At 62.7% G+C, this 20,787-nt stretch carries 23 protein-coding genes; 12 read left to right on the top strand and 11 right to left on the bottom strand.

The features are described 5' to 3' along the window. Positions 1–130 precede the first annotated feature (130 nt). From guaB to V1286_RS17865, 3 genes are all read left to right on the top strand, one after another. A complete protein-coding gene (gene guaB / locus V1286_RS17875) occupies positions 131–1,621 on the top strand; it encodes an IMP dehydrogenase (RefSeq protein WP_334481364.1) in 1,491 nt (496 codons plus the stop codon). A gap of 277 nt (positions 1,622–1,898) precedes the next feature. Then, positions 1,899–2,924, top strand: coding sequence for an NADP-dependent oxidoreductase (locus V1286_RS17870; protein ID WP_334481362.1), 1,026 nt, complete (start codon positions 1,899–1,901; stop codon positions 2,922–2,924). Between the two features lie 103 nt (positions 2,925–3,027). Continuing rightward, the gene (locus V1286_RS17865; protein WP_334481360.1) at positions 3,028–3,300 is read left to right on the top strand and encodes a hypothetical protein; all 273 of its coding nucleotides are present in this window, start codon (positions 3,028–3,030) and stop codon (positions 3,298–3,300) included. A gap of 100 nt (positions 3,301–3,400) precedes the next feature. Here V1286_RS17865 and V1286_RS17860 read toward each other — a convergent pair whose 3' ends face one another. The 4 genes from V1286_RS17860 to V1286_RS17845 form a co-directional block, all read right to left on the bottom strand. Beyond that, positions 3,401–4,240, bottom strand: a complete 840-nt coding sequence (locus V1286_RS17860) for a metallophosphoesterase family protein (protein ID WP_334481358.1) — start codon at positions 4,238–4,240, stop codon at positions 3,401–3,403. Between the two features lie 70 nt (positions 4,241–4,310). Further along, positions 4,311–5,279, bottom strand: coding sequence for a dienelactone hydrolase family protein (locus tag V1286_RS17855; protein ID WP_334481356.1), 969 nt, complete (start codon positions 5,277–5,279; stop codon positions 4,311–4,313). A 176-nt stretch (positions 5,280–5,455) separates the two neighbouring features. Beyond that, positions 5,456–5,671, bottom strand: a complete 216-nt coding sequence (locus V1286_RS17850) for a hypothetical protein (protein WP_334481355.1) — start codon at positions 5,669–5,671, stop codon at positions 5,456–5,458. Next, entirely contained in the window at positions 5,665–6,147 is a 483-nt protein-coding gene (locus tag V1286_RS17845) for a hypothetical protein (protein WP_334481354.1), read from the bottom strand. Before V1286_RS17845 ends, V1286_RS17850 begins: the two co-directional genes overlap by 7 nt. A gap of 197 nt (positions 6,148–6,344) precedes the next feature. On the opposite strand from V1286_RS17845, the gene V1286_RS17840 reads away from it, so the two are divergent. Together V1286_RS17840 and V1286_RS17835 are read left to right on the top strand one after the other, a co-directional pair. Further along, positions 6,345–6,767 (top strand): MAPEG family protein, encoded by a 423-nt coding sequence (locus V1286_RS17840; RefSeq protein WP_334481353.1) that lies wholly within the window; start codon positions 6,345–6,347, stop codon positions 6,765–6,767. Between the two features lie 10 nt (positions 6,768–6,777). Next, complete coding sequence (locus V1286_RS17835; RefSeq protein WP_334481351.1) at positions 6,778–8,076, top strand: RsmB/NOP family class I SAM-dependent RNA methyltransferase; 1,299 nt, start codon at positions 6,778–6,780, stop codon at positions 8,074–8,076. 96 nt (positions 8,077–8,172) lie between these two features. On the opposite strand, the gene V1286_RS17830 is transcribed toward V1286_RS17835, so the two are convergent. Continuing rightward, positions 8,173–8,505 carry a DHCW motif cupin fold protein gene (locus V1286_RS17830; RefSeq protein ID WP_334481349.1) on the bottom strand — a complete coding sequence of 111 codons (333 nt, stop codon included), beginning with the start codon at positions 8,503–8,505 and terminating at the stop codon, positions 8,173–8,175. Between the two features lie 174 nt (positions 8,506–8,679). Beyond that, positions 8,680–9,054: a nuclear transport factor 2 family protein gene (locus V1286_RS17825; protein ID WP_334481347.1), complete on the bottom strand. Its 375-nt coding sequence runs from the start codon at positions 9,052–9,054 to the stop codon at positions 8,680–8,682. 159 nt (positions 9,055–9,213) lie between these two features. Between V1286_RS17825 and guaA the strand changes: the two genes are divergently transcribed. Together guaA and V1286_RS17815 are read left to right on the top strand one after the other, a co-directional pair. Further along, complete coding sequence (gene guaA / locus V1286_RS17820; RefSeq protein WP_334481345.1) at positions 9,214–10,809, top strand: glutamine-hydrolyzing GMP synthase; 1,596 nt, start codon at positions 9,214–9,216, stop codon at positions 10,807–10,809. Between the two features lie 248 nt (positions 10,810–11,057). Beyond that, positions 11,058–11,510: a hypothetical protein gene (locus V1286_RS17815; RefSeq protein WP_334481344.1), complete on the top strand. Its 453-nt coding sequence runs from the start codon at positions 11,058–11,060 to the stop codon at positions 11,508–11,510. Positions 11,511–11,765: 255 nt separating this feature from the next. Here the strand turns inward: V1286_RS17815 and V1286_RS17810 are convergent, their stop codons facing one another. Then, entirely contained in the window at positions 11,766–12,197 is a 432-nt protein-coding gene (locus V1286_RS17810) for a hypothetical protein (RefSeq protein WP_334481342.1), read from the bottom strand. Between the two features lie 175 nt (positions 12,198–12,372). Here V1286_RS17810 and V1286_RS17805 point away from each other — a divergent pair, with 175 nt between their 5' ends. After that, positions 12,373–13,635 (top strand): serine hydrolase domain-containing protein, encoded by a 1,263-nt coding sequence (locus V1286_RS17805; RefSeq protein WP_334481340.1) that lies wholly within the window; start codon positions 12,373–12,375, stop codon positions 13,633–13,635. Between the two features lie 22 nt (positions 13,636–13,657). On the opposite strand, the gene V1286_RS17800 is transcribed toward V1286_RS17805, so the two are convergent. After that, positions 13,658–14,131, bottom strand: a complete 474-nt coding sequence (locus tag V1286_RS17800) for a VOC family protein (protein WP_334481338.1) — start codon at positions 14,129–14,131, stop codon at positions 13,658–13,660. 767 nt (positions 14,132–14,898) lie between these two features. On the opposite strand from V1286_RS17800, the gene V1286_RS17795 reads away from it, so the two are divergent. From V1286_RS17795 to V1286_RS17785, 3 genes are all read left to right on the top strand, one after another. After that, positions 14,899–15,618, top strand: a complete 720-nt coding sequence (locus V1286_RS17795) for an SDR family oxidoreductase (protein ID WP_334481337.1) — start codon at positions 14,899–14,901, stop codon at positions 15,616–15,618. An 814-nt stretch (positions 15,619–16,432) separates the two neighbouring features. After that, positions 16,433–16,924, top strand: coding sequence for a YciI family protein (locus V1286_RS17790; RefSeq protein ID WP_334481336.1), 492 nt, complete (start codon positions 16,433–16,435; stop codon positions 16,922–16,924). 79 nt (positions 16,925–17,003) lie between these two features. Continuing rightward, entirely contained in the window at positions 17,004–17,540 is a 537-nt protein-coding gene (locus V1286_RS17785) for a dihydrofolate reductase family protein (RefSeq protein WP_334481334.1), read from the top strand. A gap of 80 nt (positions 17,541–17,620) precedes the next feature. On the opposite strand, the gene V1286_RS17780 is transcribed toward V1286_RS17785, so the two are convergent. The 3 genes from V1286_RS17780 to V1286_RS17770 form a co-directional block, all read right to left on the bottom strand. Next, positions 17,621–17,956, bottom strand: coding sequence for an acyl-CoA-like ligand-binding transcription factor (locus tag V1286_RS17780; protein ID WP_334481333.1), 336 nt, complete (start codon positions 17,954–17,956; stop codon positions 17,621–17,623). A 106-nt stretch (positions 17,957–18,062) separates the two neighbouring features. Continuing rightward, complete coding sequence (locus tag V1286_RS17775; protein ID WP_334481331.1) at positions 18,063–18,662, bottom strand: NADPH-dependent F420 reductase; 600 nt, start codon at positions 18,660–18,662, stop codon at positions 18,063–18,065. A gap of 86 nt (positions 18,663–18,748) precedes the next feature. After that, positions 18,749–19,483 carry an SDR family NAD(P)-dependent oxidoreductase gene (locus tag V1286_RS17770; RefSeq protein WP_334481329.1) on the bottom strand — a complete coding sequence of 245 codons (735 nt, stop codon included), beginning with the start codon at positions 19,481–19,483 and terminating at the stop codon, positions 18,749–18,751. Between the two features lie 273 nt (positions 19,484–19,756). Between V1286_RS17770 and V1286_RS17765 the strand changes: the two genes are divergently transcribed. Beyond that, complete coding sequence (locus V1286_RS17765; protein WP_334481327.1) at positions 19,757–20,647, top strand: LysR family transcriptional regulator; 891 nt, start codon at positions 19,757–19,759, stop codon at positions 20,645–20,647. The last annotated feature ends 140 nt before the right edge of the window (positions 20,648–20,787 follow it).

Genomic DNA, 20,787 nt, shown 5'->3' with positions numbered 1-20,787 from the left:
CGCCATGCTATCGACCACCGTCAACCCCACCGATGGGCTTCGATTCGACGGCGATGCCGATAGCATCGCCGAAGGCGGCGTTCATCCATAAGAACTGATCGCGGCGATGAGCCGCCGAAAGGAGTTGGCAATGGCGCAGGGACTTCAGGGTATCCGTGAAGCCTTCACGTTCGACGATGTGCTTCTGAAACCCGGTCTCTCGGATATCCTGCCTTCTGAGGCCGATATCCGCTCGCATGTGACCCGCGCGATCCCGCTCAACATCCCGATCATCGCGTCCGCAATGGACACCGTCACCGAAGCACGCATGGCGATCGCGATGGCGCAGGCCGGCGGCGTCGGCGTCATCCACCGCAATTTCGATCCGGAGGGACAGGCCGCCCAGGTGCGGCAGGTCAAGAAGTATGAATCCGGAATGGTGGTCAATCCGCTGACCATCGGCCCCGATGCGATGCTGTCGGACGCGATGGCGCTGATGAAGGATCACGGCTTCTCCGGCATTCCCGTCGTCACCGGTGCCAGCAAGAATTCGCCCGGCAAGCTGATCGGCATTCTCACCAACCGCGACGTCCGCTTTGCGACCGATCCGAAGCAGAAAGTTTCGGAACTGATGACGCATGAAAACCTCGTCACGGTGCGCGAGGGCGTCAGCCAGGATGAGGCGAAGCGGATGCTGCACAAGCACCGCATCGAGAAGCTCTTGGTCGTCGACGACCAGTATCGCTGCGTCGGCCTGATCACCGTGAAAGACATGGAAAAGGCGGTCGCGCATCCGCTGGCCTGCAAGGATGAGCACGGCCGCTTGCGCGTGGCAGCCGCGACTACGGTCGGCGAGGGCGGTTTTGAGCGCACCGAGCGGCTGATCGATGCCGGCGTCGATCTGATCGTGGTCGACACCGCACACGGCCATTCCTCGCGCGTGCTGGAAGCGGTCAACCGCATCAAACGGCTTTCCAACGCTGTGCAGGTCATCGCTGGCAACATCGCAACGAAAGAGGGCGCGCAGGCGCTGATCGATGCGGGCGCTGACGCGATCAAGGTCGGCATCGGCCCGGGCTCGATCTGCACCACGCGCATCGTCGCGGGCGTCGGCGTGCCGCAGCTCACCGCGATCATGGATGCGGTGGAAGCGGCGAAGAAGGCAAACGTGCCCGTCATCGCCGATGGCGGCATCAAATATTCCGGCGATCTCGCCAAGGCGCTCGCCGCCGGCGCCGACATCGCCATGGTCGGTTCGCTGCTGGCCGGCACCGATGAGACGCCGGGCGAAGTGTTTTTGTGGCAGGGCCGTTCCTACAAGGCCTATCGCGGCATGGGCTCGGTCGGCGCGATGGCGCGCGGTTCCGCCGACCGCTACTTCCAGCAGGACATCAAGGATACGCTCAAGCTGGTGCCCGAGGGCATCGAGGGCCAGGTGCCTTATAAAGGCCCGGTCGGCAACGTCATGCATCAGCTCGCCGGCGGCCTGCGCGCCGCGATGGGCTATGTCGGCGCGCGCAACCTCGCCGAATTCCACGACAAGGCGCAGTTCGTCCGCATCACCGGCGCGGGCCTGCGCGAAAGCCACGTCCACGACGTGACGATCACGCGCGAGAGCCCGAATTATCCGGGCGGGGTGTAATCTTAGGCTGTCATTCCGGGGCGCGAAGCGAACTCAGGTGCGCAATTGCGCACCTGAGAATCTCGAAATTCCGGGTTCGGTCCTAGGCATCGCCCCGGAATGACGGCGTTGGAGGAGACGTTATTCTCCCTCCACCGTCATTGCGAGCCAACGGGTCGCGCGAATGCGCGCCCGATGACAGGCTCCGCGAAGCAATCCATTTCGCCGCTTGCGGAGGCGTGGATTGCTTCGCTACGCTCGCAATGACGAAGAACAACAACACTCGGAGGAACCTTCAATGTCCGCATCAGCAAAGCGCATCGTTCTCGCCGCTCGCCCGGTCGGCGAACCCAAGCCCTCCGATTTTCGCCTCGAGGATTGCCCGATCCCGACCCCGGGCACGGGCGAAGTTCTCCTGCGCACCATCTGGCTGTCGCTCGATCCCTACATGCGCGGCCGCATGAGCGACGGTCCGTCTTACGCGCAGCCGGTGCCGATCAACGGCGTGATGGAAGGCGGCACGGTCAGCGAGGTGATCGCCTCGAACAATCCCGGCTTTGCCAAGGGCGACATCGTGCTGTCGCGCGCGGGCTGGCAGACGCACGCCATCTCCGACGGCAAGGGCCTGGCGAAAATCGATCCGAAGATTGCGCCGATCTCGACCGCTGTTGGCGTGCTCGGCATGCCCGGCATGACCGCGTATACGGGCCTGCTCGACATCGGCAAACCGCAGGCCGGCGAGACCGTCGTCGTCGCGGCGGCCTCCGGCGCGGTCGGCTCAGCGGTCGGCCAGATCGCGAAGATCAAGGGCGCACGCGCGGTCGGCATCGCCGGCGGCAAGGACAAGTGCGCTTACGTGAAGAACGAACTCGGCTTTGACGATTGCCTCGATCACCGCGAAACCGATCTCGCCGCGAAGCTGAAGTTTGCCTGCCCGAAGGGCATCGACGTCTATTTCGAGAACGTCGGCGGCGCGGTCTTTGAAGCGGTGTTTCCGCTGCTCAATGCGTTTGCGCGCATGCCCGTCTGCGGCCTGATCGCGCATTACAACGATACGCAAGCCGTGGCGCCGAAATGGGCGCCGGCGATGATGCGCAACGTGCTGACCAAGCGGCTGACCATCCGCGGCTTCATCGTCAGCGATTTTGCCGCGCGTCACGGCGACTTCCTGCGCGACATGTCGCAGTGGGTTCGCGAGGGCAAGGTCAAGCACAAGGAGTTCGTCACCGAAGGTCTCGACAGCGCGCCTGCCGCGTTCATGGGCCTCTTGAAGGGCGCCAATTTCGGCAAGCAGTTGGTTCGCGTCGGACCGGATAAAATTTGAGCCAACTGGAACTTGCGGCGCGAACCTCACAGCCACTTGAGATGGATGAGGGAACGTGCCTTCAACGCTGTCGTTTGGTTTTGACATCCAATGGAGAAGCCAAATGATGAACTTCAAGAAACTATCGCTCGGTCTGGTTGCCGCAACGATGCTGGCCACTCCTGCAATGGCTCAAGTGGTCTACCAGGAACCCGGCGTGACGGGCTACTATCCGAACTCCGGTTACGTCACAGGAGGCTACGGTGTCAGGGTCACGCCCGGACCGGGCTACTATTACGGCAACCGGTTTCAGCCGGCTCCACGCGTAGGCGCATTTGCGACAGCGCCATGGGACGATGGTTCCTCCTTCTTTGGCCTCGTTGAGCGTCAGTGGTGATGCGCTCTAACGTGTGAAGCATGATCTGAAAATCTTTCGAGAAGGTCGTGCTCAAATCAAAGCGGAAGCAGAGCGGTCCCAAGAACGCCTCAAGAACGCCTCAGTCCTTAGCCGCTTTGCCGAGCAGCTCGTCCAGCCCGACATCGGTCTGGCCGGGCGCCCTGACGTGGCGGACTTCAAAACTGTCGGGCTGGAAACGGTACTCCACCAGCCCGACTTCCTTGACGCCAATCACTTCCTGCATCCGGTCCGGAATGACGAAGCCGGCAGACGGCGCCCAGACTTGGCGGGTATGGCCAAAGGTGAAGTCGCGGCGCTGGTGCACGTGGCCTGAGGCGACCAGCCGCAGATCGACCGCCGAAAACATCTCGATCAGATTCTTGCGCCGGGGCTGCGGAACGTAGCGGATCGCCGACGCCTCGATCTCGGGATCGTCAGGCGTGTTCAGATATAGAGGCTTATGCAGGAATAGCGCGACCGGCTTGCCGTTCACGCTTGCAAGTTCTGAAACCAGCCAGCCGAACTGCTCGGCCTCGCTCTCGATTCCGGTGTTCATGATCAGCGAGTTCAGCCCGATAAAACTCCAGCCGGCAGCATCGAAGCGCCAGCGGTCTTCGCCAGTCACAGACAGATATTTCCGCCGCTCTTCCTCGGTCGCCGGCTGCTTTGGCGCGGGGCCGATCGCTGTCGGGTTGTCGCCGATGTCGTGATTGCCGGGCAAAAGCCTGCACGGCACCGGTAGCGCGTCATGCATTTCTTTCGCAAATTCGAGATCGCTGCGGCTGGTCGGACCGTCGAAGGAGATATCGCCACTGTTGATGACGAGATCGGGCCGCGTCGCGTCGATATGCTCGCTGACGCGGTGAAAATTGTCGGTCAGTTTCTGCAGACGGCGGGCGAGGTGGGTATCGGAAATTTGCGTCAGGCGAAATTCGGACATGCAGCCTTCCTTTCGGGCCGATCATAACCGGACCTGAAGTCGGAACGATGACGAAAGCGTGTGGGTGGCGTCAGCCCAGCGTCCGCCGCCAGAACGCGAGCATATCCGCCCTGAACAGCTCAGCATCGCCGTCGCGGCTTCCGATTCTCGCGCCCTTCCGGCCGTAGCCCGCCTTCAGCGCATAGACCATCAGGTCACGGTCGACGAGCTTGCTGTCCGCGACGCCCGTGAGCGGATGGATGAAGGCGCCGTTGTCGGCGATATAGGACGTCGGCGCGGCGGGGGAGACGGATGCGTCGGGAACATTTTCGATACCTGTGCCGCGGTCAAAGCTGTGCTGCGCGTCGCCGATCAGCCGCATCGTCGCTCTTCCGCCGGAGAGGCGGATCGCCTGGCAATGGCCCTGCACCTGCATCGGCGAGCACCATTCGTCCGCGTCGCCCATGATGACGCGGATTTCGGTTTCATCGATGGATGGATCGAGGAACTGGTGGCCGCTCCAGGGATAGGCGGCGAGCACGCTGCGAAAACCGGCGCCGGCGCCGACCACCGCATCGGCAAAACGTCGCGTCGCCGCCGTCAGCACCGCCGAGCCGCCGCGGCTGTGGCCTTGCGCGCCGATCCGGGAAGCGTCGATCTCGGGATGATCAGACAGCACCATCCACGCGGCCAACACGTCATAGGCGCTGGCGCCAAATGAGAATTGGCTCTGGTTGGCGACGGTGGACGTCACATCGCGCGCGCCAAAACTGTCGAGCACAAAAGCCGCAAAGCCGTCATCGACCAGCGCTTCGGCGTGCGCCAGGTGAGAAGCCGCGACGCCGAGGCTGCCCGGCACCACCATGACAAGCGGCAGCTTCCCGTTGCGCTTGCGATGATCCGAAGTGGGCAGGAACAGCTTGCCGTCGATGACAAGTCTCGGCAGCTCGGCGGCATTGCTGATGACTTGGAAGTAATTGACCGGATTGGCGCTGAGGATGTCGATATTCTGTCCCTTGGCACCGCCAGCGAAAACAATGCCCTGATCGCGAAATCGCAAGTTGTAACCCTCCCGCGGCCACTCTCTTTCGGCGACCGTCGGGGATAAAGTAAAGCGCTGGTTGTTCCCGTCAAAGTAAAAGTGCCCGCGGTCTTGCCATCCTTGTCCTTCAGGGCAAATGGGCAACACAAGCGCTCCAGCGTCTTGGCCGCGTCGTGGCCGCCCAGCGTAGCGCCTCAAAGCACGCGGTAGCGGATCGCGAAGGCGTCGTGAATCTCTGACGTCACCGCGCTGCCATTGGCCGGCACGATGCCGTCGGCCAGATGCCATGGTCCGAACTGGCCGGAGCGTGTCGGGCTCGCCGGCAGCCGCAGCCGGAACGTGCCTTGGGCCTGGCCGGGCAGGTTCAGCACCATCACGCGCTCGGTGGTGCGATAATCCAGCGTCACCATGCCCCGCAAAATGCTGCGGCCGTCGGGGTGGAGGCCAGCGCCTCCTGAACGTTGGCCAGTTTCTGGTTCCGGTCGGTCAGCAATTCGACCTGGGTGTCGGCGGTGGTGGTCAAGGCCGCCTTCGGCAGGCGGATTTCAAATTCCACCGCGGGTTTTGCCGGATTGAGGCCGAGATAGGCCTGCGCCGCGTGCCGCATGTCCGAGATCGCGAAGGCGAGCAGGACCAGCACCGCGGAGGCGGCAAGGCCGTGTTTGAGGAGATCGTGGCGGCTGCGGTAGCCGCTGCGAAAGTAGACCGAGAGCACGATCGCGACCGCCAGCGCCGCCGCGACACCGGCCAACGCCGACATGATGATGCCGAGGCCGCCATCGGGGCTGTCGCTTAACCCGACCGCCCGGAGAAAGGAGGTCATGGAATAGCCGGGCAGCTCGGCCGCGTTGGCTGCGCCGGTCAGGATCGGGGAGGTGATGTTCATCGCCTGCTCGCGGGTTGCTTTGCGGCCGGTTCGAGACCAGAACCATCGGAATTCTCGATAGTTGGTCGCCAAGGCTTCGTCCGTGGTTCAAAAGGCTCGGGCTGTGGTTCAAGCGAGTGTCGGGGAACTGGATTTGTCAGGCGAGGGGTGCCTCGGTATTGCTTTAAGGTCTGGTGCAGGCTTCGGGGGAGATTCTCATGTCGGTTCAAATGGTTTTGCTGCCGGTTTTCGTGTCGGTCGGGCTCACTTTCTTCCTGATGCTATGGATGGTGTCGGCCCGCACAAAGGCGGTGAAGGCCCGGGAAACCAGCCTGAAGGACATCGCGCTGGGGCAGCCGAAATATCCGGCCCGCGTGGCCCAGATCGGCAATTGCTTCAGCAATCAGTTCGAAGTACCCCTCCTGTTCTACATGCTGATCGCGCTGGCGCTGCCGCTGCGCCGGGCCGATCTCTTCATCGTGCTGATGTCCTGGGTGTTCGTGGTGACGCGATTTGCCCACGCCGGCATCTTCGTCACGTCGAACAACATCCAGCAGCGCAGCCTGGCCTGGTTCGCCGGCGCAGTGGTGCTGCTCGTGATGTGGATCTACTTCGCGCTGAAGCTTCTGCTTCTGATTTAGAAAGCCCTTGATGACCCCTGCTGCCCGGCTGTCCGCCGCCATCGAACTGATCGAGACCATCGACGCGCAACGCGTTCCCGCGGCGAAGGCGCTGAAGGAATGGGGCACCGCGCATCGCTATGCCGGCTCGGGCGACCGCGCGGCGATATCTGGCCTGATCTGGGACGTGCTGCGGCGCCGGGCGTCCAGCGCCTGGCTGATGGACGCGGACACGCCGCGTGCGCGTGTGCTCGGCATGATGCGGCTCGAGCGCGGCATGAATACCGAGGCCATCGCCGTGCTGTGCGACGGCGGGCGTTTCGCGCCGGAGCCGCTGAGCGAGGCTGAGCGATCAGCGCTCACCTCGCGCACCCTCGACGGCGCGCCGCCGCACATCGCCGGCGATTATCCGGAATGGCTGGACGCGCCGCTGGCAGCGGTGTTCGGCGACGACCGCGTGGCCGAGGCGACAGCGATGGCGAGCCGCGCCCCGCTCGATCTGCGCGTCAATACGCTGAAGGCCAAGCGCGAAAAGGTACTCGCTTCGCTCAAGCATCTTGGCGCGCGGGAAACGCCGTGGTCGCCGATCGGCCTCCGCATCGAACTCGGCGCCGACGCGCGCAACCCCGGCATTCATGCCGAGGAGGATTTTATCAAGGGCGCCGTCGAAGTGCAGGACGAGGGCTCGCAGCTTGCGGCGCTGTTCTCGGCGGCAAAACCCGGCGAGCAGGTGATCGACCTCTGCGCCGGCGCCGGCGGCAAGACGCTGGCGCTCGCCGCGATGATGCAAGGCAAGGGGCGGCTGATCGCGACCGATCACGACAAGCGCCAGCTCGCGCCGATCTACGAGCGGCTGTCCCGCGCCGGTGTCCACAACGCCGATGTCCGCGCGCCGAAAGGCGACACTGATCCATTGGCCGACATCAAGGCCTCCGCCGATCTCGTGCTGATCGACGCGCCCTGCACCGGCACCGGCACCTGGCGCCGCAACCCCGACGCCAAATGGCGCATGCGCCCCGGCGCGCTCGAAGTGCGGTTGAAGGACCAGGCGGAAGTGCTTGATCGCGCGAGCGCCCTGGTCAAGCCCGGCGGCCGCATCGCCTATGTCACATGCTCGGTGCTACGAAGCGAAAACGGCGACCAGGTCCGCAGCTTTCTGTCGCGCCATCCGGAGTTTTCGATTCAGCCACTGAACGAGACGGCAAGCGTGCTCTGGGACAAGGCGGAAGATTTTGAAAACGCCGCGCTGAAGTCGGCCGAAGGCTGGCTGCTAACCCCGCGCCGCACCGGCACGGACGGGTTTTTCGTCTCAGTGCTCAAGAAGGCATGATCGCGTAGGGTGGGCAAAGCGAAGCGTGCCCACCATCTATCCGCGACCGTTGTCTTGAATGGTGGGCACGCTGCGCTTTGCCCACCCTACGATTCCTCAATCCACAATAAACAGCTTCACGCCCGTCTTCGTCGATGACCGATGCGCGGCGTCGCCGAAATCCGACACCTGATAGCTCATGCCCGGCTTGAGCTTGAACGTGCGGCCGTCGCGCAGTTCGGAATCGAGTTCGCCTTCCAGCACGTAGAGCACATGCCCGCGGTCGCACCAGTGATCGGCAAGGTAACCCGGCGAATACTCGACCATCCGCACGCGCAGATCGCCGATGTTGAGCGTGCGCCACAGCGCTTCGCCGGTTTCGCCGGAATGTTTCGTCGCGGCGACCTGGCTCCAGTCGGTCACGGTGAAGGGTAGGGTTGGAATTTTCATGCGGGGGAGTCCTGCGGTAAGAGGAGGGCGGGGTCTTTCCGCCGTCATTGCGAGCGAAGCGAAGCAATCCATCGTGCGGCACAAAGAAAGATGGATTGCTTCGTCGCTAACGCTCCTCGCAATGACGCGGTTGGGTCGGTGGTCCACGTTGGAACACGTCGCACAGGCAGGGCCTTAATGCGCGAGATGATTGGCCGAACCCTGCCTGATCTTTCCCCTCGCATCGAGCCGCAAATATTCGCAGATCTGCGCGCCGCGCTCGTTCTGGTAAAACACGACCACGCTGCCCGGGCTCACATAGGTGTCGATCAGGTCGAAATGCAGGCCGGGCAACAGTTGAAACGCCTTGCCCCAGTACATCCGCAAGCTTTCCTTGCCGCGCAGCGAGCCGCTTGCTTCCAGGCCGAGCGCCTGAATACGGTCGGAGGTCATTTCGGCATCCTCAGCGTAAAGCGCTAGGATGCGCTCGAGGTCGTGCGAGTTCCAGGCGGCGATCCATTCCCGGCCGAGCGCGGCGAGATCGGCCGCCGCGTAGTGCTGGCTTTGCATGGTTTCCTCCGTTTCCTCGCGATTTGCTCTCGACAACCGTCGAGCGCAAATTAGGTCAATAATACTTACCTAAATTGGATTTGTCCACGGCCCAGAAAGAATGTGGGCCAACCCTTTGCCGCGGTTGCGAGGCCGCGCCCCGTCGCGTAATTCCTGTCCATGACAGCAGCACAACAAGCCCGCGAGCAGACCACCTCGGTGGCCTCGGCGCATGACAAGATTCTGATTGTCGACTTCGGCAGTCAGGTGACGCAACTGATCGCGCGCCGGGTGCGCGAGGAGGGCGTCTATTCCGAGATCGTCCCGTTCCAGAAGGCGGAAGCTGCCTTCGACGAGATGAAGCCGAAAGCGGTGATCCTCTCCGGCGGCCCGGAATCGGTGCACGAGGAAGGCTCGCCCCGCGCGCCGCAAAAGATCTTCGATTCCGGCGTTCCCGTGCTCGGCATCTGTTATGGCCAGATGACCATGGCCGCCCAGCTCGGCGGCGAGGTCGAGGGCGGCCATCACCGCGAATTCGGCCGTGCCGATGTCGAGGTGAAGACGGCGAGCAAGCTGTTCGACGACACTTGGTCGATGGGCGAGAGTCATCCGGTGTGGATGAGTCATGGCGACCGCATCACCAAAATGCCGCCGGGCTTCAGTGTCGCCGGCGTTTCGCCGAACGCGCCGTTCGCGGTGATCCAGGACGAGAAGCGCAAATATTACGGCCTGATGTTCCACCCCGAAGTGGTGCACACGCCCGACGGCGCCAAGCTGATCCGCAATTTCGTCCGCAAGGTCGCAGGCCTCACCGGCGACTGGACCATGCGCGCGTTTCGTGAAGAGGCTATCGAAAAAATCCGCGCCCAGGTAGGCCCGGGCAGGGTGATCTGCGGCCTCTCCGGAGGCGTCGACTCTGCGGTGGCCGCAGTGCTGATCCACGAAGCGATCGGCCACCAGCTCACCTGCGTGTTCGTCGATCACGGCATGCTGCGGCTTGATGAAGCCAAGACCGTCGTCGACCTGTTTAGGCATCACTACAACATTCCGCTGGTGCATGTTGACGCGTCGAAACAATTCCTCGGCGAACTCGCAGGCGTCACCGACCCCGAAATCAAGCGCAAGACCATCGGCCGCCTGTTCATCGACGTGTTCGATGCGGAAGCCAAGAAGATCGGCGGGGCGGATTTCCTCGCGCAAGGCACGCTCTACCCTGATGTGATCGAGAGCGTCTCCTTCACCGGCGGCCCCTCGGTGACGATCAAGTCGCACCACAATGTCGGCGGTCTGCCTGAGCGCATGAACATGAAGCTGGTCGAACCGTTGCGCGAATTGTTCAAGGACGAGGTCCGCGTGCTCGGCCGCGAACTCGGCCTGCCCGAAATCTTCGTCGGCCGCCACCCGTTCCCGGGCCCCGGCCTCGCGATCCGCTGCCCCGGCGACATCACGAAAGAGAAGCTCGACATCCTGCGCCAGGCCGACGCCGTCTATATCGACCAGATCCGCAAAGCCGGCCTCTACGACACCATCTGGCAGGCCTTCGCCGTGCTGCTGCCGGTGAAGACCGTCGGCGTCATGGGCGACGGCCGCACCTACGAATACGTCGTGGGCCTGCGCGCGGTAACGTCAACCGACGGCATGACCGCCGACTTCTATCCCTTCGACATGAGCTTCCTCGGCCAGACCGCGACGCGGATCATCAACGAGGTGAAGGGGGTTAACCGGGTGGTGTATGACGTGACGAGCAAGCCGCCGGGGACGATTGAGTGGGAGTGAATTAGCATCTAGTCACACCGTTTCGCCGTGGCCGTCCACGTTCGCGAAGGGGTGCGGGCTGTGTTTACGCATGTGCAGGGTAGTGGGCAGGCTGTCAGCAATCCGGCTGAGGCGATCCGCGCAAGCGCCATTGCCACGTTTGAACCGCGTGACCGCGCATTAACGCCTGCCGTGATAATCTAGTGGTGAGCTGCGGTGGGGTGCTACCCTGCGCGAATCGCTCATGACAGGGTGGCGCAGGGCATCCGATGGCAACGGTTGAACAGGTCTACCACGACGCAGGCAGGGCGCTGGAAGCGGCGAACCTGCTGGAAACCGAGCTGGGCACATGCCTGCTGGCGCTCGACGCGCTGGAGACGGGCAGCTATGCCAACCCCGATGCAGATGCATATGCACGGCTGCGTGAGGCCATAGACAGCAACACGCTGGGCCGGTCAATTCGCGCGATCAAAGCAAAGCTGCAGATCACTGACAGCGTGGATGCCGTTTTTCAGGACGCGCTGGAGGCAAGAAACTTGCTCGCGCACAGGTTCTTCCCGCACCACGGGTTGAAGGTCCACGATCCTGCTGGGCGCGATGAAATGGTGGCGCATATCGACAGGCTACGCGATGCCATATGGTCCGCGTACACCATCGCCGGCAAGTGGTCGCCGCTACTGGTGGCGGCCGTGAGGGTGCTCATGCGGGCGAAGGCGAACTGAACCCGGTTTGGCGGGCTTTTTTGTGGGCGGTGCTACCGCTGTGGGTATGAACCCAAAGCGCGCCCCAAACGCCCGATAGATCGCGGAATGGCTGCAAGAAAGAAGGCCAGGTCCCCGCTCAACTCGTACTGACATGATGTCGGTGTCAATGACGGTATGGCGAATTCGCAACGCCAGGAAACCAATAAACATGCGGGTTTCGCCGGCTTATTGATTATCGAGTGGGAGTAGGGCCCCTAACAAGGTGTCGTTGGCCTAAACGGGCGAAGGCGACCAGGTGACTTCCAATTCGCGGAGCATTCCACCGGGAAGTCCTTCTTGATTGGGCAGTTCGCGAAATTTCGCCCTGTAAAGCGATGGCAGCGCTTCGAGAAGCACTACTTGCTTATCGAGCCATGACCTCAATTCATCGTATTCTGCGTCAATTCCGCCGTGGCCGGGATGCGTCTTAAGATCGGTTTCGCCGTTATGAAATTTACGTTCCCAGGCCCGATAGATGTTCCAATTGCGCGCCGCGCGTCGCATGAATTCTGTGCCGACGGGGTATAGTTTGAAATTGTCGGAGTAGTCGTCGGGGCCTTCGTCGTACTGAGAAGCGAAATAGTGCGGGGTGCCATCCAGATCAGCGACGCCGGTCCGAACTCCGTCATATAAGTCCCAGATTACATATACTCGTTCATATCGCATTTGAGGCATCCGATCCGCGATTGACACAAGTGCGCGCCTTCGCTGAAGCTGAGGTCGAGCATCACGATAGATACAGCAATGCGCATCCGACGACGATCACCCTAGCCCAAATGCAGGCTGTGCATCGCGCGATCTCATGTTAGGTCACCACGTCGCCCTTGTGGAGTCAGCCTTCATGTCCGTCGCAACCGCCGCCAGCCAGACCGCCACTCCGACCGCCGCCGAGACCGATCCCGAAGCACTCGGCTGGATGCAGGGCTTTCCCCCGCTGCCGGATAAAACCATCACTTTCCATAACGGCTCCTTCCGCAGCTTCCCCGAGCTGCGCTGGGCCTGGAGCAATATCCGCCAGCTGGTGCCGACGGTGAATGTCTGGCGCGGGGCAGGGCCTGTGTCCGCGTTGCCGCGCGAGGAGCAGGATATCGGCGCGTCCGCGTCGGTCACCATGGACGGGCGGCCGATGACGTTTGAGCGGATGCTCGAGGAAACCTATGCCGACGGCATAGCCGTGCTACACCGGGGCAGACTGATCTACGAGCGCTATTTCGGCGCGCTGAAGCCGCACAAGCCGCACATCGCGATGTCGGTGACGAAATCGTTCACCGGCACGCTCGCCGGCATGCTGGTGGCGGAGGGCAAGATCGATCCGCAGGCGCCGGTCACGGACTACGTCCCCGAGCTGAAGACCAGCGCGTTCGTGGACGCGCGCGTGCATGAGGTCATGGATATGACCACGGGCCTCGAATACACGGAAGTCTATACCGACAAGAATTCCGGCGTGTTTGGGCTGAGGCGGGCGAACGGTATGGCGCCGATCGAACCGGGCTATGAAGGCGCAACCAACATTTTCGATTTCCTGTGCGCGCAGAAGAAGCAGGGCGAGCACGGCAAGGCCTTCGCCTACAAGACCGTCAATTCCGACGTGCTGGCCTTTATCTGCCGGCGGGCGAGCGGGATGACGCTGTCCGATCTGCTCTCGGAGCGCATCTGGATTCCGATGGGTGCGGAGGAGGACGCGCATTATCATGTCGACCGCATCGGCACCGAAAGCGGCGGCGGTGGCCTCTCGACCAGCTTGCGCGATCTCGCCCGCTTCGGCGAGACGATCCGCAATCACGGCCGCTTCAACGGCCGCCAGATCGTGCCGTCTCAAGTCGTCGAAGACATCGCGCGCGGCGGCGATCCCGAAAAGTTCAAGCCGGCCGGCTACACCACATTGCCCGGCGCCTCGTACCGGAACCAGTGGTGGGTGACGCACAATGCCCACGGCGCCTTCATGGCGCGGGGTGTTCACGGGCAGGGCATCTATATCGATCCGAAAGCCGAGATGGTGATCGCCCGCTATGCCTCGCACCCGGCGGCCGGCAACGCCGCCAACGACCCCGTGACGCTGCCGGCCTACATGGCGCTGGCAAAGGACCTGATGGCGGGGGGCTGATGCCCCCGCCAAGTGCCTGTGTCTATCCGCGCACCGCCGCCTCGATCTTCGCAACGTCGATCTTCTGCATCGTCAGCATCGCCTCGAACGCGCGCTTTGCCACGTCGCCGCCCTTGGCCATCGCGTCGGTCAGGACGCGCGGGGTGATCTGCCACGACAGGCCCCATTTGTCCTTGCACCATCCGCATGCGCTCTCGGCGCCGCCATTGCCGACGATCGCGTTCCAGTAACGGTCGGTCTCCGGCTGGTCCTCGGTGGCGATCTGGAACGAGAACGCCTCGCTCTGCTTGAAGATGTCGCCGCCGTTGAGGCCGATGCAGGGCACGCCGCATACCGTGAACTGCACGGTCAGGACGTCGCCGGCCTTGCCGCCCGGAAAGTCGGACGGAGCTTTATGAACCCCGTCGACGCTGCTGTTGGGAAAGGTTTTGGCGTAAAACCGCGCGGCCTCTTCGGCGTCATGGTTGTACCACAAGCAGATCGTGTTCTTGTTCACCGTTGTTCTCCTTACATTTTCCGCAGGCGCGAGGCTTGCCGGCACCGCTACCAGCAAAGGACGATCGAACAAGTCGCGTCCCGACATCGCTCAACTCTTTTTTCGCCGCGGGTTCGCTGCCGGCAAGGGTCGTTTGGCCGGCGGGCACGGTCAGGCGGGCTTCGATTACTGATTCTCAACGATGATATCGAACCATCGATCCGGCGTGGCGTGCTGAAAATACCAGTCTTCCGCTTCGTGCCATTGCTGTTCCCAGGGACCGATGCCGCGTTCGCGCAGCCCTACGGGCTGCGATTTTCGCGCGTTCAGAGGAGGCGTCAGGGGGCAAGGTCCATAAGCACGGCCCCGGTCCTGAAATCGACGGGCAGGGAGACCGGCCGCGATAATGACGTTGCGGTCACCAGGCATACGACGGCGGCACATTCTCTAAACGGCCCAGCACAGCCCCGTTCCCCAGTTGGCCGAGCCGATTTCGATTGTGCAACCGGCCGTCTCGCAGAGCGTTCATGCTTCGACACTTAGGCGTGAACCAAAGCCACATGAACTTCGCGATTTCTAGACCCGGAGGAACGGCGATAATGGCACGATGGGCTTTACCAGAGCGGTTCTCGTTCGAGGAACAGGCGATCGCCTGCGGCGCTAGCAGGACGGCCCATATTTGCGGTCATCCACGAGACCGCCGACGCGCTGGCGGACGGTGAGGATCGCGAACGCGCCTTCGCGGCAATGCGCTGGATCTTGCGGCGAGCGCTTGAGCAGGAGGCCCGATGAGCAAGGTCCGAAAGAGCCGGGTTCTGGTTATTGGCGGCACGCGGGGCGCCGGGCTCCTGATCGCGCGCCTGCTGCACCAGCGCGGCTATCAGGTCCGGGTGCTCGCGCGCAACCTGGCCGCAGCCGCAGCCGAACTGGGCCACTCTTTTGAGGTCGTCGCCGGGGATCTCACAAAGGCGGAGACGCTCCCTGCCGCGGTGGCGGATGTGGATCACATCATTTTCACCGCAGGCGCGCCCAGCGGACGCTACGCGCCGGAGCGCCTAGTCAAGGCGACGGACTATCAGGGCGTGGTGGACACGCTTGCGGCCGCGCGCCGAGCCGGGTTCCACGGCCGCTTCGTCTATCTCAACTCGATCGGCATCGGGACGTCCTCTTTGGCCGGGACCCTGATCAACCTGCTCAAGAGGAACACGCTGGTCTGGCGCCGGCGCGTTGAAGACGATATTCGCGCCAGCGACCTGGACTACACGATCATCCGCGTTGGCTTCCTGCTCAATCGGCCTGCCGGGGAGCGCGCGGTCGTCGTCGGGCAGGACGCCCTGCCGCTGGCGCCTCGGAACCGGATCGCCCGCGCTGATGTCGCGGATGCGTTCGTCGAAGCCATGGAGCATCCGCACGCCTCGCGGACGACGTTCGAGATTGTGTGGGGCAAGGGTGCGCGGCAAGGGAGCTGGAACTCCCTACTCGATCGGCTCAGGCCGGACCCGCGATGATGGGCGTCTGACTGAAGGGTCGCACGTGATGAGCGAGGGCGCGATGGAGGCAACGCGTCTCTTTTGCTAGGATTGCGCGGGATTGCGGGGACCACGGTGACACAAAATTGCAACGGTGGCTCAAGGCCGCGTCACAAACCGGCACGACAGGCAAATCACTTCTGATTTTCCGAAATCGTGTCAAGGCCAGGAATCAAAAATATTCCGCTTTCGTTCTCACCCAAATCAGTCCCATAACTCCGCCCGTCTCACGGCGGATGAGGGGCGTTGGCCATCGTCACGAACGCGCGGTGAGATGCGGTGGACGCTGAGGGCGCGCTAGACGTACGCGCCGGAAGCGTACGGCGAAGTCGTGTGGTTCGGGCGCCGCGGTGCTGGCGCTAAGTTGGCGGGAAGTTTCCCGCCGACGACGGAGGCAAAAGAGCCGTTCTCCGGGAAGAGCACGAAGTAAGCCGTAAAGCCATTGCGCAGGGAAGGCCGGAATGCTCCAGCTGCCCTGTATGCTCGTGTGCATTTTTGTTTGCGCAAATCGCACGCGGGACCGCGGGTGCAGCAAGCACCCGGTCTTCCCTGCGCCCTCTGTCTTTCGAGAGGGTAAAATTAAAACAATAGCTCGGGCATTTCGTGCCGCGAGAACGTGGGTCCGTGCCCACGCTGTTTGACAGTTGAATCAGAAAGACCGCATTGCGTTCACGGACGAGCAAGCCGCCGGGGACGATTGAGTGGGAGTAGGGGGCCGAAAGGGCCTGACTCCGGCAGGTCCTCCGGAAGGTCGAGGGCCGGTGGCGACGACAGAAGGGCACGCGCCAAAAAAATGATCGCGGTGCTGTCGGATCTTGTCGATCTGGCTCGTCCTCAGGTTTGGACCGCCACAAGGAGACAGACGATGCGGGTGATGGTGTTCGGAAAAGCCGCTGACGGCAGCGAAAAAAGCGCGCCCCCCACGAAAGAGGCGTTCGCGGCGATGGACCAGTTCACCGAGGAGCTGGTCAAGGCCGGAATCATGTTGGCCGGCGCCGGCCTCCAAAACAGCGCCCAGGCCAAGCGCATCACCTCCGATGGTTCGAGCAGCAAGGTCATCGACGGGCCGTTCGCCGAGACCCGCGAGCTGGTCGCCGGCTTCATGATCTGGCAGGTCAAGGACATGGACGAGGCCGTGGCCTGGGCGAAGCGCAATCCCATGTTAGGTCCGAGCGGGGTGGAGATCCGCCCGTTCTACGAGGCGGCGGATCTGGCTGAGTATCTGACGCCCGAGAAGCCCTCGACGCCCCGTGAAGGCGAGCGCGGGAAGCTCGGCGTCGCCTGATACCGACGGCTGGATAGGCCGTCATCCGTCTCTGCCGGCCGTGAGGTTCCGTTTCTTCTGGAAAGCTGAGGAAATCGCTATGGCGAAGATCGTATTTGGAATGAACCAGTCTCTGGACGGCTACGTCGACCATGACCATCCGGAATTTGCGCCAAGCCCCGCGCTCTTTCGTCACTTCATCGAGCAAGTGCGCGGCCTGGCAGGCAGCGTGTACGGCCGCCGCATGTATGAGGTGATGCGTTATTGGGACGAAGACCACCCTGAGTGGAACGCTGCGGAATACGACTTCGCAGCGGCGTGGCGGAACCAACCGAAGTGGGTCGTGTCGCGCTCCCTGGAGTCAGTCGGCCCCAACGCCACGCTTGTCAAGGATGACCTCGAGGCGGTGATACGGGGGCTGAAGGCTGAGCGCGTTGGGGAGATTGACGTCGCCGGACCCGACCTGGCGCGAAGCCTGACCGATCTTGGTCTTATTGATGAGTATCAACTCTACCTCCACCCCGTCGTGTTGGGTCGCGGCAAACCATTCTTCTCCGGCCCCCGGCCGCCGCTCCGCCTCGTGGCCAGCGATCGAATTGGCGAGGAGGTGATCAGGTTGACGTACGTTTCTGCTTGAATTGCTCCGCTTGTTTGTGGGGCGGGGAGGATGATATGACCAGTTCGGTGACGATCGCTCCGCTGATCGCAGGCGCCGTTTCAAATCTCCGACTTCAGGTCGGCGAACGCCTCTTTTAGATAAATGGCGATAGGTCGCTTCCCCTGGTCGCGGTTCCAGTTGTCGATCGCAAGACGAAGTGCTCCGATCGACATCATGGCGACAATGCGCAGCGCAGGCTGCCGCTTGGGCTGCGGCCACATCTGGCAGAGCGCGTCGAATACCGCTTGTTCCTTCTCTACATATTTCGCCTGGTGTCGAATGCGAAGCGACTCGTTCGCACACATCAGGCGTTCGATCACCCTGGTTTGCTTGTAATCGGCCTGAAAGCTGCAGCGATAGATGCCGGTTTCGCCCCCATACGCCGTCAGGCCCACCTCAACCTTCGCGACTTTGTGGCCTTCAAATATTCGGTCGCGCGCTGCTCGAAGAAGTTAGCGCGCGCGACCAGTTCTCGGCGTCGATCACACGGTCGTAGATCGATTACTGCTCCTTCTTGAACAAATCCTGGAAGATGAGCTGGCCCCAAGTGCGACCGCGTGCGTGCACCAGCGCGCCACCCTCGTTGAGCTTTCCCAGCTTGACGGGTGCGAACCCGAGTTGTTTGGCCAAGGCCGCCACGGGAGCGATCGCGTCCTCGTCGTCGCTCGACAGAAAGACGACCCGGTGCCCGCCCTCGACGATCGGATCGGCAGCCAGGGTGGCCGCAATCAGATGATTGAAACCTTTCACGAGCTTGGCGCCGGTGAACGCCTTCGCGACGAAGGCGGAGGACGGTAGACCGTCCAGCTCTTCAGGGACTGGAAACGCATTCATCGCGTCGATCACTGTCTTGCCTTTCCAGCTCGGCAGGGCCTTCGCAACCTCGCGATGCTCCCCGAACGGGACCGCCAAGATGATTGTGTCGGCCTCGAGTGCTTCCCGCAACGACTTGGCGACGACCGTGGGTCCAATCGCCCGAGCCTGCGGCGCCAACGCCTCGGGCGGCCGGCGGCTCGCGACGGTCACCTCGATGTTTTTACGGGCGAAGGCGTGGGCGAGGGCCTGGCCTATCTTACCGAATCCTACAATCGCGTAGCTCATAATGGTTCTCCGATCCTTGTTGATATTGATTTCCCGGCCTTCAACGGCGCCTGCCGATCAGCCACTTCCGGCGATCCGGCGCGAATTCAGATGGCCGAGAAGCCGCCGTCGACAGACAACTCCACCCCATTCACGAAGCTCGAATCGTCTGAAGCAAGAAACAGCGCGACCGCCGCAATTTCCTCAGGACGACCCATCTTTCCCCGCGGGATCAGGGATTCGAACATCCGCTTCGCTTCCTCGGTGAGAACCTGGTCCTGCATCGGTGTGGCGATCGGCCCCGGGCTCAACACGTTCACCCGGATATTCCTGCCCTTCAGTTCGTTGAGCCAAGTGCGTGCGAATGAGCGCAACGTCGCCTTGCTCGCCGAGTACACGCCGTAACCAGGAAAACCTTTCACCGAGGCAACTGACCCCGTCATGAAGATCGATCCGCCATCGTTGAACAGCGGCAACGCCTTCTGAACCGTAAACAGCGTGCCGCGCGCATTCAGGTTGAAGGCCGCATCGAAGTGCTGCTCGGTAATCTCGCCCAGTGGGACGGCTTCGCCCATGCCGGCGCTCGCGTACAGGACGTCGATCCTGCCCTTTTCCCGCTTGACCGTGTCGAACAGACGGTCGAGGTCGTCGAGATTGGCCGCGTCGCCGCGCACGCCGGTCACGTTCCGGCCAATCAGCTTGACGGCCTCGTCGAGCGCCTCCTGCCTCCGGCCCGTGATGAAAATATAGGCGCCTTCTTCAACGAACCGCTTGGCGCTCGCCAGCGCCATGCCGCTCGATCCACCCGTGATGACTGCAATCTTACCCTCAAGCTTTCCCATGACTTCCTTTCAGACTCCGTCTTTGGTCGTTCGGGGATGCCCCCGAGAACCTCAACATGGGTCCGCCAGCGTCAGGCGTTGAGTGCAGAAGCGCGCACATCGGTGGTGCGAAATCGATCCGGCTGGACGACTGACGCCAGCCGCGACGATCGGTGTCCGCCGTTCGGAATTGGGCCGCGCTCGTCGACAAAGGCTATGACGACCGCCCGTATTGCTGCACGATATGTTAGATACGGGCTTTGGAAGGCGCACCGTGCGGTGCCGGAATGCACCATGATCGACTGGGATGACGTTCGCTACTTTCTGGCCGTCGCGCGCGGAGGCTCAGTGCGGGCTGCGGCGGAGCGCCTCGGGGTGAATCACTCGACCGTGCTGCGGCGTATTGCTCAGCTCGAGGAACACCTGGGCGCGCAGATGTTCGAAAAGTTGCCTTCGGGCTACCGGCTGACGGCTGCGGGCGAGGAGGTTCTCGAGCTCGCGGACCAGATGGAAGCGTCGTCGCACCAGCTGGAGACGCGCGTCTTCGGTCGCGACCAGAGCGTGCGCGGGCTTCTGCGGGTGACGTTGGCGCCGCCCTTAGCGACACACCTGCTCATGCCGGATTTCGCCGATTTCGCGCGTCTGCATCCGGACATCGAGATGGAAATCTTGTCGTCCGGCGAGCTGGCAAATCTGACCAACCGAGAGGCAGACGTGGCGATCCGCGTTGTCTACGATCGCAAAACCCTGCCGCTCAATCTTCACGGCCTGAAGGGACCGGAGCTGTTCGGAGGCGTCTACATGTCCCGCGATCGACTATCCGCGTCGCGTGCGGGCGCGCCTGATCCCATCCGGTGGATCGTCATAAGCATTCATGGAATCCCGGACTGGGCCCGCGAAGTCCGCACCATGGGGGTTCCGTTCAGGACCACAGACGCTGAGGCGCAGATCGTTGCAGTAAGGCAAGGGATCGGGATGACGACACTGCCGTGCTTCGTTGGCGATGCCGACCCCCTGCTGGTGAGGGTGCCGGGCACCGACCTGCACATGTACGGAACGGTTTGGCTTCTCACACAGGGGGAGACACGCAAGACGAAGCGTGTGCGGCTCTTCACGGAGTTCGTATCCCGCAGGCTCGCCGCGTACGCTCCGCTTCTCGCGGGGCTGTCCATATCGCGCGACTGATGCGCAGCAGGTCGCCGGCGACGCTTGCCGTAATCCGGTCGGAAGCCGATTCTCACTCTGCTGAACTGGCGTTTTCAATCCCTGCCGCGCAGGTCCGATCTGCGACCACTTTCAGGATGATGTAAGGTCGCTTCAAAAGG

The sequence above is a fragment of the Bradyrhizobium algeriense genome (genome assembly GCF_036924595.1).
Taxonomy (GTDB): Bacteria; Pseudomonadota; Alphaproteobacteria; order Rhizobiales; family Xanthobacteraceae; genus Bradyrhizobium; species Bradyrhizobium algeriense.
This window is presented reverse-complemented; position numbering and strand designations above follow the sequence as displayed.

What these genes read in the sequence shown, in the direction of transcription:
- V1286_RS17830 (WP_334481349.1), bottom strand. Translation starts at nt 8,505, where the DNA reads ATGAAAATTCCAACCCTACCCTTCACCGTGACCGACTGGAGCCAGGTC.
- guaB (WP_334481364.1), top strand. Translation starts at nt 131, where the DNA reads ATGGCGCAGGGACTTCAGGGTATCCGTGAAGCCTTCACGTTCGACGAT.
- V1286_RS17815 (WP_334481344.1), top strand. Translation starts at nt 11,058, where the DNA reads ATGGCAACGGTTGAACAGGTCTACCACGACGCAGGCAGGGCGCTGGAA.
- V1286_RS17835 (WP_334481351.1), top strand. Translation starts at nt 6,778, where the DNA reads ATGACCCCTGCTGCCCGGCTGTCCGCCGCCATCGAACTGATCGAGACC.
- V1286_RS17765 (WP_334481327.1), top strand. Translation starts at nt 19,757, where the DNA reads ATGATCGACTGGGATGACGTTCGCTACTTTCTGGCCGTCGCGCGCGGA.
- V1286_RS17785 (WP_334481334.1), top strand. Translation starts at nt 17,004, where the DNA reads ATGGCGAAGATCGTATTTGGAATGAACCAGTCTCTGGACGGCTACGTC.
- V1286_RS17810 (WP_334481342.1), bottom strand. Translation starts at nt 12,197, where the DNA reads ATGCGATATGAACGAGTATATGTAATCTGGGACTTATATGACGGAGTT.
- V1286_RS17865 (WP_334481360.1), top strand. Translation starts at nt 3,028, where the DNA reads ATGATGAACTTCAAGAAACTATCGCTCGGTCTGGTTGCCGCAACGATG.
- guaA (WP_334481345.1), top strand. Translation starts at nt 9,214, where the DNA reads ATGACAGCAGCACAACAAGCCCGCGAGCAGACCACCTCGGTGGCCTCG.
- V1286_RS17770 (WP_334481329.1), bottom strand. Translation starts at nt 19,483, where the DNA reads ATGGGAAAGCTTGAGGGTAAGATTGCAGTCATCACGGGTGGATCGAGC.
- V1286_RS17845 (WP_334481354.1), bottom strand. Translation starts at nt 6,147, where the DNA reads ATGAACATCACCTCCCCGATCCTGACCGGCGCAGCCAACGCGGCCGAG.
- V1286_RS17775 (WP_334481331.1), bottom strand. Translation starts at nt 18,662, where the DNA reads ATGAGCTACGCGATTGTAGGATTCGGTAAGATAGGCCAGGCCCTCGCC.
- V1286_RS17805 (WP_334481340.1), top strand. Translation starts at nt 12,373, where the DNA reads ATGTCCGTCGCAACCGCCGCCAGCCAGACCGCCACTCCGACCGCCGCC.
- V1286_RS17850 (WP_334481355.1), bottom strand. Translation starts at nt 5,671, where the DNA reads ATGGTGACGCTGGATTATCGCACCACCGAGCGCGTGATGGTGCTGAAC.
- V1286_RS17825 (WP_334481347.1), bottom strand. Translation starts at nt 9,054, where the DNA reads ATGCAAAGCCAGCACTACGCGGCGGCCGATCTCGCCGCGCTCGGCCGG.
- V1286_RS17870 (WP_334481362.1), top strand. Translation starts at nt 1,899, where the DNA reads ATGTCCGCATCAGCAAAGCGCATCGTTCTCGCCGCTCGCCCGGTCGGC.
- V1286_RS17860 (WP_334481358.1), bottom strand. Translation starts at nt 4,240, where the DNA reads ATGTCCGAATTTCGCCTGACGCAAATTTCCGATACCCACCTCGCCCGC.
- V1286_RS17795 (WP_334481337.1), top strand. Translation starts at nt 14,899, where the DNA reads ATGAGCAAGGTCCGAAAGAGCCGGGTTCTGGTTATTGGCGGCACGCGG.
- V1286_RS17790 (WP_334481336.1), top strand. Translation starts at nt 16,433, where the DNA reads ATGATCGCGGTGCTGTCGGATCTTGTCGATCTGGCTCGTCCTCAGGTT.
- V1286_RS17840 (WP_334481353.1), top strand. Translation starts at nt 6,345, where the DNA reads ATGTCGGTTCAAATGGTTTTGCTGCCGGTTTTCGTGTCGGTCGGGCTC.